This window comes from Nocardioides sp. N13(2025), assembly GCF_051912545.1.
GTDB lineage: Bacteria > Actinomycetota > Actinomycetes > Propionibacteriales > Nocardioidaceae > Nocardioides.
The window spans coordinates 1,246,658-1,262,098 of sequence record NZ_CP196809.1 but is presented as its reverse complement, the minus strand read 5'-3'; the positions used below and the strand labels follow the sequence as shown (position 1 = coordinate 1,262,098).

13 protein-coding genes are annotated in these 15,441 nt (G+C 72.3%); 6 read left to right on the top strand and 7 right to left on the bottom strand.

Annotation, left to right across the window (positions count from 1 at the left end; genetic code table 11):
- Nucleotides 1-8 precede the first annotated feature (8 nt).
- The 5 genes from ACS3YM_RS06040 to benA are packed head-to-tail and all read right to left on the bottom strand — an operon-like array spanning nt 9 to nt 8,691.
- Nucleotides 9-2,723 carry an AAA family ATPase gene (locus tag ACS3YM_RS06040; protein ID WP_439939171.1) on the bottom strand — a complete coding sequence of 905 codons (2,715 nt, stop codon included), beginning with the start codon at nt 2,721-2,723 and terminating at the stop codon, nt 9-11.
- Nucleotides 2,720-4,072, bottom strand: a complete 1,353-nt coding sequence (locus ACS3YM_RS06035; protein ID WP_439939170.1) for an MFS transporter — start codon at nt 4,070-4,072, stop codon at nt 2,720-2,722. The genes ACS3YM_RS06040 and ACS3YM_RS06035 overlap by 4 nt, the downstream gene beginning before the upstream one ends.
- A gap of 47 nt (nt 4,073-4,119) precedes the next feature.
- Nucleotides 4,120-6,720, bottom strand: coding sequence for a benzoate 1,2-dioxygenase electron transfer component BenC (gene benC, locus ACS3YM_RS06030; protein ID WP_439939169.1), 2,601 nt, complete (start codon nt 6,718-6,720; stop codon nt 4,120-4,122).
- A 22-nt stretch (nt 6,721-6,742) separates the two neighbouring features.
- Complete coding sequence (gene benB, locus ACS3YM_RS06025; RefSeq protein ID WP_439939168.1) at nt 6,743-7,279, bottom strand: benzoate 1,2-dioxygenase small subunit; 537 nt, start codon at nt 7,277-7,279, stop codon at nt 6,743-6,745.
- Nucleotides 7,276-8,691 carry a benzoate 1,2-dioxygenase large subunit gene (benA, locus tag ACS3YM_RS06020; RefSeq protein ID WP_439939167.1) on the bottom strand — a complete coding sequence of 472 codons (1,416 nt, stop codon included), beginning with the start codon at nt 8,689-8,691 and terminating at the stop codon, nt 7,276-7,278. The genes benB and benA overlap by 4 nt, the downstream gene beginning before the upstream one ends.
- 251 nt (nt 8,692-8,942) lie before the next feature.
- On the opposite strand from benA, the gene ACS3YM_RS06015 reads away from it, so the two are divergent.
- The 6 genes from ACS3YM_RS06015 to ACS3YM_RS05990 all read left to right on the top strand — a co-directional run bounded on the left by ACS3YM_RS06015 (nt 8,943) and on the right by ACS3YM_RS05990 (nt 14,008).
- Entirely contained in the window at nt 8,943-9,857 is a 915-nt protein-coding gene (locus ACS3YM_RS06015; RefSeq protein ID WP_439939166.1) for a LysR substrate-binding domain-containing protein, read from the top strand.
- Nucleotides 9,854-10,954 (top strand): mandelate racemase/muconate lactonizing enzyme family protein, encoded by a 1,101-nt coding sequence (locus tag ACS3YM_RS06010; protein WP_439939165.1) that lies wholly within the window; start codon nt 9,854-9,856, stop codon nt 10,952-10,954. The genes ACS3YM_RS06015 and ACS3YM_RS06010 overlap by 4 nt, the downstream gene beginning before the upstream one ends.
- A 77-nt stretch (nt 10,955-11,031) precedes the next feature.
- Complete coding sequence (gene catA, locus ACS3YM_RS06005; protein WP_439939164.1) at nt 11,032-11,907, top strand: catechol 1,2-dioxygenase; 876 nt, start codon at nt 11,032-11,034, stop codon at nt 11,905-11,907.
- Nucleotides 11,908-11,913: 6 nt separating this feature from the next.
- On the top strand, nt 11,914-12,192 hold the full coding sequence (gene catC / locus ACS3YM_RS06000) for a muconolactone Delta-isomerase (RefSeq protein ID WP_439939163.1): 279 nt from the start codon (nt 11,914-11,916) through the stop codon (nt 12,190-12,192).
- A 146-nt stretch (nt 12,193-12,338) separates the two neighbouring features.
- Nucleotides 12,339-12,959 (top strand): YceI family protein, encoded by a 621-nt coding sequence (locus tag ACS3YM_RS05995; protein WP_439939162.1) that lies wholly within the window; start codon nt 12,339-12,341, stop codon nt 12,957-12,959.
- Nucleotides 12,960-13,000: 41 nt separating this feature from the next.
- On the top strand, nt 13,001-14,008 hold the full coding sequence (locus ACS3YM_RS05990) for an FUSC family protein (RefSeq protein WP_439939161.1): 1,008 nt from the start codon (nt 13,001-13,003) through the stop codon (nt 14,006-14,008).
- Between the two features lie 2 nt (nt 14,009-14,010).
- Here ACS3YM_RS05990 and ACS3YM_RS05985 read toward each other — a convergent pair whose 3' ends face one another.
- Together ACS3YM_RS05985 and ACS3YM_RS05980 are read right to left on the bottom strand one after the other, a co-directional pair.
- Entirely contained in the window at nt 14,011-14,679 is a 669-nt protein-coding gene (locus ACS3YM_RS05985; protein ID WP_439939160.1) for a GOLPH3/VPS74 family protein, read from the bottom strand.
- A gap of 9 nt (nt 14,680-14,688) precedes the next feature.
- Entirely contained in the window at nt 14,689-15,303 is a 615-nt protein-coding gene (locus tag ACS3YM_RS05980; RefSeq protein WP_439939159.1) for a hypothetical protein, read from the bottom strand.
- Nucleotides 15,304-15,441 lie beyond the last annotated feature (138 nt).

The following is a 15,441-nucleotide window of genomic DNA, read 5'->3' as shown; positions in this document are numbered from 1 at the left end:
CTCCGGCCTCAGACGTCGGGCGAGGTGGCGCGCTGCGCGGCCAGCTCGCCCCGTGACCGCACGCCGAGCTTCGCGTAGATCCGGGTCAGGTGGTACTGCACGGTCTTGGTCGACACGAAGAGCTCGGTCCCCACCTCCCGGTTGGTCATGCCGCGTGCCACCAGCTCGGCCACCAGCTCCTCCTGCGGCGTGAGCTCGGCGGCGTCCCGCTCGGCGGGCGCCGGGCGACCGGCGTGCACGCCGCCCGCGCGCAGCTCGCGGTCGCAGCGTTCGACGTACGTCGTCGCGCCGAGGCGGTCGTAGAGGTCGCGCGCCGTCTGGAGCACCGGGTCCGCCTCACGCCGCTTGCCTGCTCGCCGAAGCGTCTGCCCCCAGGCGAAGTGCGTGCGCGCCCGGTCGTAGGGCAGGGGCAGGTCCTCGAGCAGGGCGGCGGCCTCCTCGAACGCGACGCGGGCCGCGGGGAGGTCGCCGGTGCCGCCGAGGAGCCGGCCACGCGCGTAGCCCAGGCGCGCCCGGGCCGACCGGTGGCCGCGCTCCGCCGCGAGCGCCTCGTGCGGCCGCAGGAACACCTCGGCCTCGTCGTAGCGCCCCTCGATGGCCAGCGCGTTGGCGTAGACGTCGGGCCACGGCCACGCCCCCGGCTCGTCGATGCTGCCGCCGGCCCACGGCTGGCGCAGCGGGTCGAGGGCACGCAGCACGCCCGCGTAGTCGGCTCGCGCCTCGGCCACGCTCGCCCGGGCCAGGGCACCGGCGACGCGCATGATCTCGTAGTCGCGGGGACCGGCGTCGGCGTCACGGACGGCCCGGTCGGCGAGGGCCCAGTCCCCCCTCAGGGCGTGGACCTGGGCGCGGGTCCAGGCGAGCAGCGGCTCGATCAGCCGCATCCCGGTGCGCCCGGCGAGCAGGGTGCCCTGCTCGGCGGTGCGCAGGGCCTCGTCCCAGTCGCCGCCCACGAAGTGGGCACGGGCGAGCCAGGCGTGTGCCCACAGCGAGATCCGCGTGGACCCGCCGAGGAAGTCGGTCGAGGTGGCCCAGGACAGGGTCTCGCGGGCCACGTCGACCTCGTCGAGGGCCAGCGCGGTCCAGCCGCGCCCCATGGCGACGCGCTGGGCCTGGGCACCGTGCCCGACCTCCTCGGCCAGGGTGGCGTAGTCCGCGAGCGCCTGCGCACCGTGACCCGTGCCGGCCACGCCGAGGCCGCGGATGGCCGCTGCCTCGACCGCGGGCGGCGACCCCGGGGTCGCGAGCGCGAGAGCGCGGTCGGCCCAGTCGACCAGGTCCTGTCCCTGGCAGCGCGCCAGGCTGTGCAGCACGCGCCGGTGGCACACGAGGGCGGCGACGTCGGGGTCACGGTCGGCGTTGACCAGGTCCCACGCACGCACCAAGCGGTTCTCCGCCTCGGCCGAGCGGCCGCGGACGATGGCGAGGTAGCCGAGGGCGGCGTTGCGCAACGGGGTCTCGCGCAGGCTCTCGACCTCCGCGACCGCGGCCGCCGCGCCGAGGGTGTCGCCCGACCCGACCAGCGCGTCGAAGGCCCGCGACAGTCGCTGCTCGCGCAGGGCCGGCGTCGAGGTCAGCCGCGCCGCGCTGGCGAGCAGCTGTGCGACCGTGGCCCACTCCCCCGTGCTCGCGCGCTCGGCGGCGAGGGCGTCGAGCTCGTCGGCCAGTCCCTCGTCCGGGAGGGGGCTGGCTGCCACGAGGTGGCCGAGCCGGGTCACCGGGTCCTCCGCCAGCGCAGCTGCGCTGCGGTGCAGCTCGGCCCGCCGGACCCGGCTGAGGGATCCGAGCACGGCCGCGGCGACCATCGGGTCGGCAGGCTCGACGAGCGCGAGACCGAGGTGCTCGACCCACCTCACCAGCCTGAGCTCGACGAGGTCGTCGACGGCCGCGAGGGGCTCGGGCAGCCCGGCGAGGGACGCGGCGAGCGAGACCGGCGCGCGGCCGAGCACCGCCACGGCCTCGGCCAGCGACCGGGCGGCCTGTCCCGCGCCGGCCAGGCGCTGCTCGACCTCGGCGGCCAGCGCCGCGGGAGCCGGCAGCACCGGCTCGAAGTCGGCCCACAGCTCGCGCGGCTGCTCGGCCAGCAGCGCGAGCACCGGTCCGGGACGCCCCGACGTGAAGCGGCACAGCCGGTCGGCCAGCGTCGGGTGGAGCACGACGCCGGCGCGCGCAGCCAGCTGCTGGACCGCCTTCGGCTCGAGCGGGGTCAGCACCAGCCTGTCGTCCACCCGGTCCAGCACGGCTGCCGCCGCGGGGGGCGCGGGGCTCGACGCAGCGAACACCACCAGCACGGCGGCGTCGGGGCGATGGCGTACGACGCTGGACAGCGCCTGCAGCGACGCGGCATCGGCGTGACCGGCGTCGTCGACCACGACGAGCACCGGGCCCTCGCCCGGCAGGTCGGCCAGCAGGTCGGCGAACCGGTCGGCCGCGCTCAGCGCGTCGGGCGCGGGCGTCCGGTCCCGCCGGCCGGCGAGCTGGGACAGCACGCCGTGCGCGACGTCCTGCTCCCACGGCACGGCACGGGCCTGCAGGCAGCGACCCCCGGCGGCCACGTGCTCGGCGGCGAGACGGCGTACGAGCGCGCTCGTCCCCGTGCCGCCGGGACCGGTGACGAGGACGAGGGCAGGACCGTGCTCGCCGACCCGCAGCAGTCGTTGCCGCAGGTCGGCGAGCTCGTCGTCGCGCGCCACCAGCACAGAGGTCGCGTCGGCGTCGGTCACGCAGTCACGGTAGACCCGACCTCGGTCGGCAGGGGCTCGGCGCGACGGGACTCGGCGTGTGCGGGCCGCGGCACGGCCAGCGCGACGAGGGCCCCGGCCAGCGAGACCCCGGCGAAGAGCTGGAAGGCGGTCGAGCCGCCCACCCCGGCCCCGACGAGGACGCCACCGATGATCGGGCCGACGATCCCGCCGAGCCGGCCGAAACCGGCGCACCACGCGACGCCGGCCGCGCGGGCGTTGGTCGGGTAGTAGTTGGACACGAGTCCGTAGATCAGCACCTGCGTGCCGATCGTGCCGACCCCGGCGAGCCCGACGGCGAGGAACAGGACGGCCGCCGGCATCGACAGCGGCAGCACCGCCAGGGAGAGGGCGGCGAGGACGAACGTCGAGGCGACCACGCGCTTGGCACCGACCCGGTCGGCGACGTACGACGCCAGCAGCCCGCCGCCGATGGCCGCGAGGTTGAGCACGAGCAGGAACGTCAGGGCGTGGTTCTTGCCGTAGCCCTGCTCCCCCATGATCTGCGGCAGCCAGGTGTTGAGCCCGTAGGTGAGGAGCAGGCCGGCGAAGCTCATGAGGCCCAGCAGCGCGGTGGGGAACGCGAAGCGGCGGCTGGCCAGTGCCGGGAAGCCGACCTTGTCCTCGACGACCGGCTCGGGCGCGGGGACGGGGATGCCGGTGCGTGCGGAGACGGCCTCCGCGTCCGCGATCCGGCCGCGGGCCACCAGCCACTTCGGCGACTCGGGGAGGAAGCGGATCGCCAGCGGCAGGAGCAGCACGATCGGCAGCGCGCCGATCCAGAAGAGGCCGCGCCAGCCGATGCTGTCGCCCAGCGTGATCGCGGTCAGGGCGGCGAGGACGCCGCCGGCCGGGACGCCGGAGTAGACGATCGCGTTGTAGCGGTTGCGCTGGCCGGGAGGTGCGAACTCGGCGACGAGAGCGCCAACGGTGGCGACGAGGGCGCCGACGCCGATGCCGGTGAAGAAGCGGAAGAGGCCGAAGGTCGCGACCGACTGGGTCGTGGCGGTGACGGCCATGCCGATGGAGAACCAGGCCAGGTTGACCAGCATCACCTTGCGTCGTCCGACGCGGTCGCCGACCGCGCCGGCTGCCAGGGCGCCGACCAGCACGCCGACCAGGGCATAGCTGCCGAGCGTCCCGGCCTGGGCCGGCGTGACGGTCCCGAGGTGGGCGGGGTCGGCCAGCAGCACCGGCACGACGGTGCCGTAGACGACGAGGTCGTAGCCGTCGAAGACGAGGGCCGCGGCGGAGAGGAAGACGACCCAGGCGACGCTGCGACGGCGCCGCGCGTCCTGCTGAGGGGTCGCCACAGTGGATGTTCCGGGCATGAGGGTGCTCCGAGGTGAGGTGGTGGTGGTGCGGGCTGACGGGGACGTCAGCCCAGGTCACCACCGGCCACGGGAAGGACCGTGCCGGTGATGTAGGAGGCTTCCTCGCTGGCGAGGAAGGTGATCGCTGCGGCCTGCTCGTCGAGCGAGCCGTAGCGGTGCATCAGGGAGTGGGACAGCGTCTGGTCGATGTGGGCCTGGAACCACTGCTGCTCCCGCTCGCCCTGCGGCACCGGGGTGCCGCGCGAGATCCGGCGCGGTGGGGCCTCGGTCCCGCCGGGGGCCGTCGCGACGACGCGGATGCCGTCGTCGGCGTACTCCAGGGCGAGCGAGGCCGTGATCGCGTTGATCCCGCCCTTCGCCGCGGAGTAGGGGATGCGGTGGATGCCGCGGGTGGCGGCGGACGACACGTTGACGATGACGCCGGCGCCCCGCTCGACCATGCCGGGCAGCACGGCCCGGCAGGAGAAGAGCGTCGTCATCAGCGAGCGCTGCACCTCGGCGCTGATCTCGGCGTCGGTGAACTCGGTGAACGGCTTGAAGTTGATCGCGCCCCCGACGTTGTTGACCAGCACGTCGATCCGGCCGAAGCGGGCCACGGCCTGCTCGACCACCGTGGTGGCTCCGTCGTAGGCCTCGAGGTCCGCGACGACCGCGAGCGCGCCCCGGCCACTGGCGGCCAGCTCGTCGGCCAGCTCGTGGACGAGGTCGGAGCGGTCGGCCAGCACCAGCTGCCCGTCCTCCGCGCTGATCCGGCGGGCCACGGCCTCGCCGATGCCCTGGGCGGCGCCGGTGACCACGACGACCTTGCCGGCGAAGCGGCCGGGCGTCGTGAAGCGCGGGCGCTCGGAGGTGCGGCTCGAGTCCATCGCGCGGCGCATCGTGGTCTTCGACCGGTCCGCATGCGCGCTGACGAGCTGGCGGGCGGCGGCGCGGTCGCCGCGCTCGATCGCGTCGACGATGTCGAGGTGGTCCTGCACGCAGAGCGGGTGGCACCACGTGGCCGACCTCAGCACCTCCTCCATCCGGCCCTTGACCCCGAGCGCCTGGTAGGCGCGCAGGAGGTGCTCGTTGCCGGTGAGGGTGAACAGGTAGTCGTGGAAGGCGGCGTTGGTGTCGGTGTACGCCGCGGCGTCGACGAAGCGGTCGCCGTCGACGTACGGCACACAGCCCTCGGCGAGCAGCCGGTAACCGGCGACCTGCCGCGAGCTGATCCGGCCGAGCACCAGGTCGAGGGCGCCGAGCTCGAGCGCCATCCTGGCCTCGAAGATCGCGTCCGAGGCGTGCACCGAGGGGTGCTCCTCGCCGATCTCGTAGCCGTCGGTCGTCTCGGTCTCCGGCGCCGCGACGGGCGCGGGCTCGAGGAGGGCGACGACCTCGCGCGCCGGGAAGACCTGCTGGCCGGCGAGCGTCCGGGCCGTCGCGGCGACGGCGGCCGGGTCGGCCGCCACCCCGCCGCGCAGCCCGACGAGCTCGCGGCCCGGGAACAGCTCCTGTCCCGCCACGGCGCGCCCGGCCTGCTCGATGAGCGGTGCGTCGGCCACGGGCGGTGCCTCAGCCACCTCGGGGGTGGGCTCGACCGTGGCCGGCTCACCGCTCGGCGTGTCGACGGAGGCGGGAGCCTCCGGAGGAGCGGCCGTCCCCGACAGCGCGAACTTCTCGTAGTAGAAGCCGGTCGGCTCGACGCCCTGGTCGGCGAAGTGGCCGCGCACGGCCTCGACCATCGGCGGTGGGCCGCAGAGGTAGACCGCGACGTCGCCGGCGTGGAGGTGCTCGGCCCCGATGAGGCCCATCACGTAGCCCTGGTTCGGGGCGGTGGTGGCGGGGTCGGACACGCAGTGGTCCCACGTCAGGTGGGGCATCGCTGACGCGAGCTCGTCGAGCTCGGCCAGCTCGACCAGGTCGTCGTCGGTGCTGACGCCGTAGACCAGGTGCGTGGGGCGGGTGCTGCCGCTCTCCCGCATGGTGCGCAGGATCGACAGGATGGGTGCGAGCCCGGTGCCGCCGGCGATCAGGAGCAGCGGCCGCGCCGCCTCGCGGAGGAAGAAGCTGCCGTTGGGCCCGGTGAAGCTGACCTCGTCGCCGACCGCCGCCCGCTCGGAGAGCCAGGTCGACATCAGCCCGCCGGGGGTGAGCTTCACGAGGAATCCGAGCGAGGTGTCGTCGGTCGCGGTGCTGAAGGAGTACGACCTGCTCTCCCCCGTGCCCGGCACCTCGATGTTGACGTACTGCCCGGGCAGGAACGCCAGCTCCTCGCGCTCGTCGGTCTCCAGCGCGAAGGACATCGTCGTCGGCGAGAGCCGCTCCAGGCGGGTGATCCTCGCCTTGTACGTCGCCGCGCGGGTCTTGGCGACCGCAGAGGTGCTCGCGATCTGGAGCACCAGGTCCGAGCGGGGCTTCATGCTGCACGGCAGCACCAGCCCGGCGGCGGCCTCGTCCGGCGACAACGCGTCGTCGATGTAGGTGCCGCCGTCGTAGTCCCCCGACTCGCACATCGCCTTGCACGTGCCGCAGGCGCCGTCGCGGCAGTCCAGCGGGATGTTGATGCGGGCGCGGTAGGACGCGTCCGCGACGGTCTGGTCCTCCGCGCAGGTGATGAAGCGGGTGACACCGTCCTCGAAGGCGAGGGCGACCTGGTGGGTGCTCATGGCTGCTCCTGATCCGGGGCTGTCAGAAGTGGTAGACGTCGACGACGTGGTGGATGTAGTCGTTCTTCAGCACCACGGTCTTGCGGCGGATCAGCGGGCTCTCGCCGGAGAAGTCGATCGTGTAGAAGGACGTCCCGTAGTAGGGGTCGATCGTCTTGTAGCGGAAGTACATCGTGTGCCAGTTGAAGCGCAGGTCGACCAGGTCGCCGCGGCGCTCGATCACCTCGACGTTGCTGATGTTGTGGCTGGTGCGCGGCTCGGGGATCGAGGTGGCGCTCGAGCGCTCGGTCCGGATCCGGAAGACCCGGTCCTCGAGACCGCCCTTGTTGGGGTAGTAGATGAGGGAGATGTCGGTCTGCGGGTCCTGGACGAGCTCGTCGTCGTCGGTCCACGCCGGCATCCAGTACTCGCAGTCGTCGGCGTAGCACTCCAGCCACTTCTCGAACTCACGGTCGTCGAGGTAGCGCGCCTCGCGGTAGAGGAACTGCTCGAGGTCGTTCTGGGTGATCAGGCGGGTACCCGCCTCCGCACCGGTGGTCGTGTCGGTCGTGGTGCTCATGCCCGGGCCTCCGTGCCGTTCGTGGTGCCGTTCGTGGTGTCGTTCTTGCTGCCGTTGCCGGTTCCGTTCTCCTTGGCCACCGCGGCCCGCATCGTCTCCAGCCAGTAGCCGTGCTGGACGGGGTAGAGCCCCTCGTCCTCGTTCTTCACGCCGGCCGAGATGACGCCCGGCATGTCGAGGGCGAGCGCGACCTCGTCGGGTCCGGTCAGCCAGTGCTCGGCGCCGCGGCTCATGTCGTTCCACGGGGCGGCCGTGGCCTGGAAGGTGAGCTGGCAGGAGCGGAACTCCTCCAGGTCGTCGGGAGTCGCCATGCCCGAGGCGTTGAAGAAGTCCTCGTACTGGCGGATCCGCCACGCCCGCGACTCCGGCGACTCGCCCTTGGGGGCGATGCAGTAGATCGTGACCTCGGTCTGGTCCGGCGAGATCGGGCGGAAGTGCCGGATCTGCGTGGAGAACTGGTCCATCACGTAGACGTTGGGGTAGAGGCAGAGGTTGCGGCTGCCCTTGACCATGAACTCGCCCTTGGCGTCGCCGAAGGTCTCCTTGAGCTGGTCGAGGCGGTCCCACAGCGGGCGGTCCTCGGGGTTGCCGGCCCAGGTCCACAGGCACAGGTGGCCGTTGGGGTAGGACCAGTAGCCGCCGCCGGACTTGCCCCAGCTGCCGGCGTCGAGCGTCTTGGTGGTGTTGGCCGAGTCGCCGGTGTTGCGTCGCGACGTGGTGGCCGCGTAGTTCCAGTGGGTCGCGGTCACGTGGTAGCCGTCGGCGCCGTTCTCGGCCTGCACCTTCCAGTTGCCGTCATAGGTGTAGGTCGACGAGCCGCGCAGCACCTCGAGGCCGTCCGGCGACTGGTCGACGAGCATGTCGATGACCTTCGTCGAGTCGCCGAGGTGCTCCTCGAGGGTGGACACGTCGGGGTTGAGCGAGCCGAAGAGGAAGCCGCGATAGCTGTCGAACTTCGCGACCCGGGTCATGTTGTGCGAGCCGTTGGTGTCGAACGTCGCGGGATAGCCGGCCCCGTCGGGGTCCTTGACCTTGAGCAGGGTGCCGTCGTTGCGGAACGTCCAGCCGTGGAACGGGCACGTCAGGGTCGTGCGGTTGTCGGTCTTGCGACGACAGATCATCGCGCCGCGGTGGGCGCAGGCGTTGATCAGCAGGTTGAGCTCGCCGTCCTGGCCGCGGGTGATCACCACAGGCTGTCGCCCCATGTAGGTCGTGAAGTAGTCACCCTTGTCCGGGACCTGGCTCTCGTGGGCGAGGTAGATCCAGTTGCCCTCGAAGATGTGCTTCATCTCGAGCTCGAAGACCTCCTCGTCGGTGAAGATTCGGCGGTTGGCCCGGTAGATGCCGGCCTCGCGGTCGTCGACGACCGCGTCGGCGAGCACCGACTCCACGTGGGAGAGCGTCTCGGTCATGGGGTCCTCCAAGGGGTTTCCGGCGGTGGGTCCGGTCGGTGGGTGCCCTGACCGTTCCATGACGTGGCGGTCGTCACACGAGCCGAATGCCTAGGTCTGACCTAGGCACCCTTTGATCGTTCTGACGTATCAATGGTGCAGAAACAAGTCCTTGTGCTCGATGAATATCCAGACCTACCGTGAATCAATCGCCGACGACGTGAGCGTCGTCACCACCCGCGAGAACAGACCGGAACCCGAGAGGAGGACCCGTGGAGCTGCGTCACCTGCGCTACTTCGCCGCCGTCGCGGAGACCAAGCACTTCGGTCGCGCCGCCGAGCGGCTGCACCTCGCGCAGCCGGCGCTCTCCCAGGCCGTGCGCCAGCTCGAGGCCGAGCTCGGCACCCCCCTCTTCATCCGCACCACCCGCCAGGTCAACCTCACCCCCGCCGGGGAGTTCCTCCGCGAGGAGGCGGCCCGGGTCCTCGCCGCCGTCGACGAGAGCGTGCGTGGCGTACGCCGCATCGCCGAGGGCCGCCAAGGGCTGCTGCGGATCGCGTTCACCGGCACCGCCGCCCACACCCAGCTCCCCCGGATCGCCCGCGCCGTCAAGCGCGAGCTGCCGGGCCTGGCACTGGAGATCCACGCCGACCTGCTCACCGCCGCCCAGGTCGCCGGCCTCACCGACGGCAGTCTCGACCTGGGCGTGCTCCGTCCGCCCACGTCCGGCGACGCGCTCACGGTGCGCACCATCGCCCACGAGCCCCTCGTGCTCGCGGTCGCCGCCGACCACCGCCTGGCCGGCGAGCCGGTCGTCTCGATGGCGGACCTCCGCACCGAGGACTTCATCCTCTTCGCCGGCGCCGGCTCGGTGGTCAACGACGCCGTGCTGCGCAGCTGCCGCGAGGCCGGGTTCACCCCGACGGTGGCCCACGAGGCTCCCGGCACCGCCGTCATGCTGCCCCTCGTCGCCGCCGACCTCGGGATCGCCCTGGTCCCCGCCTCGGTGCGCGCCGCCCCGCTCGCGGGCGTCGTCTTCCGCGACGTGCCCGACGCCGCGTCGCTCGACCTCGCCCTCGCCTGGCGCACCGACGACACCGACCCCGCCCTGCTCGCCGTCCTCGAGGTGCTCGAGCACGCGGGCCTCTTCTCCCCTGTCCCTGAGCTCGACGAGGTCACCCCGTGAAGATCACCCAGGTCGAGGCGATCCCCTTCGCCATCCCCTACCGCAAGCCCCTCAAGTTCGCGAGCGGCGAGGTGCACGTCGCCGAGCACGTGCTCGTCCGCGTCACCACGGACGACGGCGTGGTCGGCGTTGCCGAGGCGCCGCCGCGGCCCTTCACCTACGGCGAGACGCAGGCCGGCATCGTCGCCGTCATCGACGGGATCTTCGCCCCGCAGGTGACCGGCCTCGACCTCATGGAGCGCGAGCAGATACACGCCCGCCTGTCCCGCACCGTCGGCAACCCCACGGCGAAGTCCGCGCTCGACATGGCGATCTGGGACGCCCTGGGCCAGTCCCTCGGCTACAGCGTCACCGAGCTGCTCGGCGGCTACACCGACCGGATGTGCGTCTCGCACATGCTCGGCTTCGACGAGCCCGCCGCGATGGTCGCCGAGGCCGAGCGGATGCGCGACACCTACGGCATCACGACCTTCAAGGTGAAGGTCGGACGCCACCCGTTCTCCCTCGACACCGCCGTCGTGCGCGCCCTGCGGGTGGGCCTCGGCGACGAGGTCGAGCTGTACGTCGACGGCAACCGCGGCTGGTCCGCCTCCGAGTCGGCCCGCGCGATGAAGGACATGGCCGACCTGGGCCTGACCTTCGCCGAGGAGCTGTGCCCGGCCGACGACGTCCTCGGGCGCCGCTGGCTGGTCTCGCAGCTCGACGTCCCCTTCATCGCCGACGAGTCGGTCGTGACCCCGGCCGAGGTGACCCGCGAGATCCTCGGGGGGTCGGCCACCGCCGCCAGCATCAAGACCGCGCGCACCGGCTTCACGACCAGCCGCCGCGTCCACCACCTCGCGGAGGGGCTGGGCATCGAGCTGGTCATGGGCAACCAGATCGACGGCCAGCTCGGGTCGCTGTGCTCGGTCGCCTTCGGCTCGGCCTTCGAGCTGACGTCGCGGCGCGCCGGCGAGCTCTCCAACTTCCTCGACATGAGCGACGACCTGCTCGCCGAGCCTCTCGAGATCCGGGGCGGCGAGCTCGTCACCCGCTCCGGTCCCGGCCTCGGCGCCGTCCTCGACCCAGACAAGCTCACGCACTACCGCCAGGACTGACCGGACGGCACCGCCGCCACCCCGGTCGTACACCACCCATCCCGCACACCCGCACACCCCGAGCAAGGAGCACCACCATGAGCACCACCGTCACCGAGACCGAGGCCCAGAAGGCCTCCGCCGCCGCCTCCGGCGCCAGCGCCACCGAGCGCTTCCACGCCGACAAGTCGCCCTTCGACGCGGTCAAGGACGTCCCCGCCGAGCGCGTCGACACCCTCGCCCGCGAGGTCCTCGAGGCGATCTACGCCACCGTGCGCAAGCACAAGGTCACCTACGACGAGTTCAACGCGCTCAAGGCGTGGCTGATCAACGTCGGCGAGGACGGCGAGTGGCCGCTCTTCCTCGACGTGTGGCTCGAGCACGTGGTCGAGGACGTCGCCACCGAGCACCGCGAGGGCAACAAGGGCTCGATCGAGGGCCCCTACTACGTCCCCAACGCCCCGGAGCAGGGCGCGAAGGGCACCATCCCGATGCGCGACGACGAGGGCGGCACCCCGCTCGTGTGGAGCGGCCAGGTCACCTCGACCGGAGGCGCCCCTCTGGGTGGCGCCAAGGTCGAGCTCTGGCACGCCGACGACGACGGCTTCTACTCGCAGTTCGCCCCCGGCATCCCGGAGTGGAACCTGCGCGGCTCCTTCACCACCGACGCCGAGGGCCGCTTCGAGATCACGACGGTCCAGCCCGCGCCCTACCAGATCCCGACCGACGGCTCCTGCGGCAAGCTGATCGCCGCCGCCGGCTGGCACGCGTGGCGCCCGGCCCACCTGCACGTCAAGGTGTCGGCCCCCGGCCACGAGCTGCTCACCGCCCAGCTCTACTTCCCGGGCGACGAGCACAACGACGACGACATCGCCTCGGCTGTCAAGCCCGAGCTGATCCTCGACCCGCAGCAGCAGGCCGACGGCTCCGCCACCGTGACGTACGACTTCGTCCTCGACCCTGCGAAGGGCTGAGCGCCGATGCTCTTCCACGTACGGATGGACGTGCGGATCCCGCTCGACATGGACGCCGACGTCAAGGCCGACCTCGTCGCGCGGGAGAAGGCCTACGCCGAGGAGGTGCAGCGCTCGGGCCGCTGGCCGCACCTGTGGCGGATCGTGGGCGAGTACGCCAACGTCTCGATCTTCGACGTCGAGTCGAACGACGCGCTCCACGACCTGCTGTCGGGCCTGCCGCTGTTCCCCTACATGGACATCTCGGTCACCCCGCTGGCGAAGCACCCCTCGTCGATCGCCTGAGCGGTCGCCCCCAGACCCCGTCCCCGCTGCCCGCGAGGACGGGGTCTGTGCGTGAGACCCGGATCACACCGGGTCGGGAATGGATCTGAACCAACCACGGTTCCAGTGATTGAACTTTCTACTACTTACCCCACCCAGGAGTCCCCATGTCGTTCTTCCGCCGCAAGCCCAAGGCCGCCCCCGTCGCCGCCGCTGCCCCCGCCGCCACCGGCGCGGTAGCCGTCGCCGAGCGCGACTCGATCACCGGTGACTACGTCATCGACGCCAGCCACAGCCGCCTCGGCTTCTCGGCCCGCCACGCGATGGTGACCACCGTCCGCGGCCAGTTCGCCGACTTCGACGGCACCGCTCACGTGGACGCCGAGAACCCGGCCGCCTCGTCCGTCACGATCAACATCCGCCCGGCCAGCATCTCCACCGGCACCGCGGACCGCGACGGCCACCTGGTCTCCGGCGACTTCTTCGACGTCGAGAACCACCCCGCGATCACCTTCGTCTCGACCCGGGTCGAGCGCGACGGCGCCGAGTGGACCATCACCGGCGACCTGACCATCAAGGGCGTGACCAAGCCCGTCACGATCCCCTTCGAGGAGACCGGCACCGCGGTCGACCCGTTCGGCAACACCCGCGTCGGCTTCGAGGGCACGACCACGATCAACCGCAAGGACTGGGACCTCTCCTGGAACGCCGCGCTCGAGACCGGCGGCGTGCTCGTCTCCGAGAAGATCAAGCTCGAGTTCGACGTCTCCGCGATCAAGAGCGCCTGATCGACCCCCGCCCCACATCGCGCACGAGCCCGGACCCGGTGGTGTCCGGGCTCGTGCGCGCCGTGCGTGACCTCGTACGCCTCCAGCCCGTCCCGCCCGGCCAGCACCGGGTCGCCCTGCGTGCCGGCCTCAGCGTCGCCGTCCCCCTGCTGACCCTGATCGCCGTCGACCGGACGTCGTGGACGATCTACGCCGCCTTCGGCGCGTTCACCGCCCTCTACGGGCGCAACCACGTCCACCTCTCCAGAGCCTCCATGCAGGCGACTGCTGGGCTGTCACTGGTGGGTGCAGTGGGACTGGGCGCCGCCCTCTCCGCCGGTGGCCTCAGCCCGTGGACGCTCGTGGTGGTGGGCGCGGTCGTCGCGGCAGCCGGGTCGGCGCTGTCGACCATTCTCGACTGGCACCCACCCGGTCCGCTCTTCCTGGTCTTCGCCTTCGGGACCGTGGCGTCGGCGCCCGGCTCGGCGTCCGACGTCCCGGTCGCGCTCGCCGTGTCCGCTGCCAGCGCCGCCCTGGCCGTCGTCATCGGCAACGTCGGCGCTGTCGCACGTCGTACGCCGCTGACGTCCCCGCCGCGCCTGCGCTCGCCCCTCTCGGTGGAGCCGGCGCGCTACCTCGTGGCGGTCCTCGTCGCCGGCGCGCTCGCGACGGTCGCGGGCATCGGCCATCCCTGGTGGGCGATGGTCGCCGCAGCCGCTCCCCTCAGCGTCGCGGGACGCGACCGACAGGCGCTGCGAGCAGGCCACCGCATCGTCGGGACCACGCTCGGGCTCGCGACCGCCGCCCCACTGCTCCTGCTGGGGATGGACCCGGTGCCGCTGGTGCTGGTCGTGGTGGTGCTCCAGGTCGGGACCGAGCTCGTCGTCGGGCGCAACTACGCCCTCGCACTGCTCTTCATCACGCCGATGGCCCTGCTCATGGGGCAGCTGGGCTCGTCGCAGGACGCCGGTCGGCTCCTGCTCGACCGCGGCGTCGAGACGCTGATCGGCGGCCTGGTCGCGATCGGCCTGCTCGTGGTCGAGCACCGGCGCGCGACCGTCGCCGGTTGACGTCAGCCGGAGCTGCCGCCGGCCACGACTGCCGGCACGACCGCCGCGGTGATGAGGGCGGCGTTCATCGCGTCCACGGCCTTCTTGACCGCCTCGCCCGCCTTGACCTCCGTCGACACCTCCTCGATGCGTCTCTTGAGGTCGCGTCGGCCGAGGGTGCCCTTCTCGGCCTCGAGCACCTTCCCGGCGACACCGAGTCCCTGCAGGATCGCCAGCAGGGTCGCGTCCTCGGGTCGCGGCTCACCGCCCATCAGCACCGTGCGGAGCTGCTCACGGACGCGGCGCTCCGGCTCCGGCTCGAGGACGGGATACCTCTCTGCGACCAGCCCCAGTGCGCGCTTCTCCTCGATCCGGATCACGCCGGCCTCTGCCAGCGCAGTCGCGACGGGGCGCTCGAGCGCGAGCTTGCGGTCGGTGACCAGCGAGGACAGCTTCTTCCCGTCGCGCTGCTCCAGCCGCGCCATCGCGGCGTCGAGCACCGGGTGGCCCGGCGGACCGGGGACGAGGACCGTCATCCGCGGGTCCTTGTCGTCGCTGAGCGTGACCCGCTCGGCGAGCACCAGGTCCGTGATGACTGCGGCGGCGAGCCCGTAGCCGCGCTGCGCCGACGCGCTCTCGGGCTTGCCGTCGTCGCGTCGCAGCAGCAGGAACAGCTCCTCGGCGATCAGCATGCTGCCAGCCTAGGTCGCGCTGGCGCGGGCGTCGTCGCCCTTCTGGTGCACGTCGAGCGACAGCATCCGACTCACCAGGTCGACTGCCGGCCCGAGCAGCAGGATCACCGCGAGCGTGCCGACGCCGACCGTCGCGCCGAGGAGCCAGCCACCGACCGCTCCCCCGCCCTGGACCAGGCTGTAGCTCCACTTGAACGCGATCGGCGGGTCCCACGCCAGGGCCGCGGCCTCCGCCGGACCGGCACCGGTGTGGCTGCCGAGGTAGAGCGCGATCCCGACCGCCAGCACGGGGAATGCGGCGGCGAGGAGCACGCCCCGCCACACCAGGTGGTCGGGTGTCTCGAGCAGGTCCAGCACGACCGAGACCACGACCCCGACCAGGACGACCTGCACCACCGTGCCCACCCCAGGGCGTACGCGACGCAACGCGGCCAGCGTCACCAGGACCACGCCGACGATCGTGTTCGCGACCCAGAACCTCATCCCCGTCGACAGGGCCAGGCCGTTGACGAAGGTGGAGTAGCCGTCCGAGCCCAGGTCGGCCGCCAGCAGCATCGCCACTCCCGTGCCGAGCACGACGCATCCGAGGAGGAGCATGGCCGTACGCCGGGCGCTGGGGATCACGGCGCCAGCATGTCAGTCCGCCAACCGGGAACGGTGCGCGGTGACCGGACGGCCCCTCGATGTCCTCCTCGACCTGGAAAGATCCTGACGACTACTTGACTCTCGGCGTAGGGCTGTTGTCGGTGCCACCGCCTACAA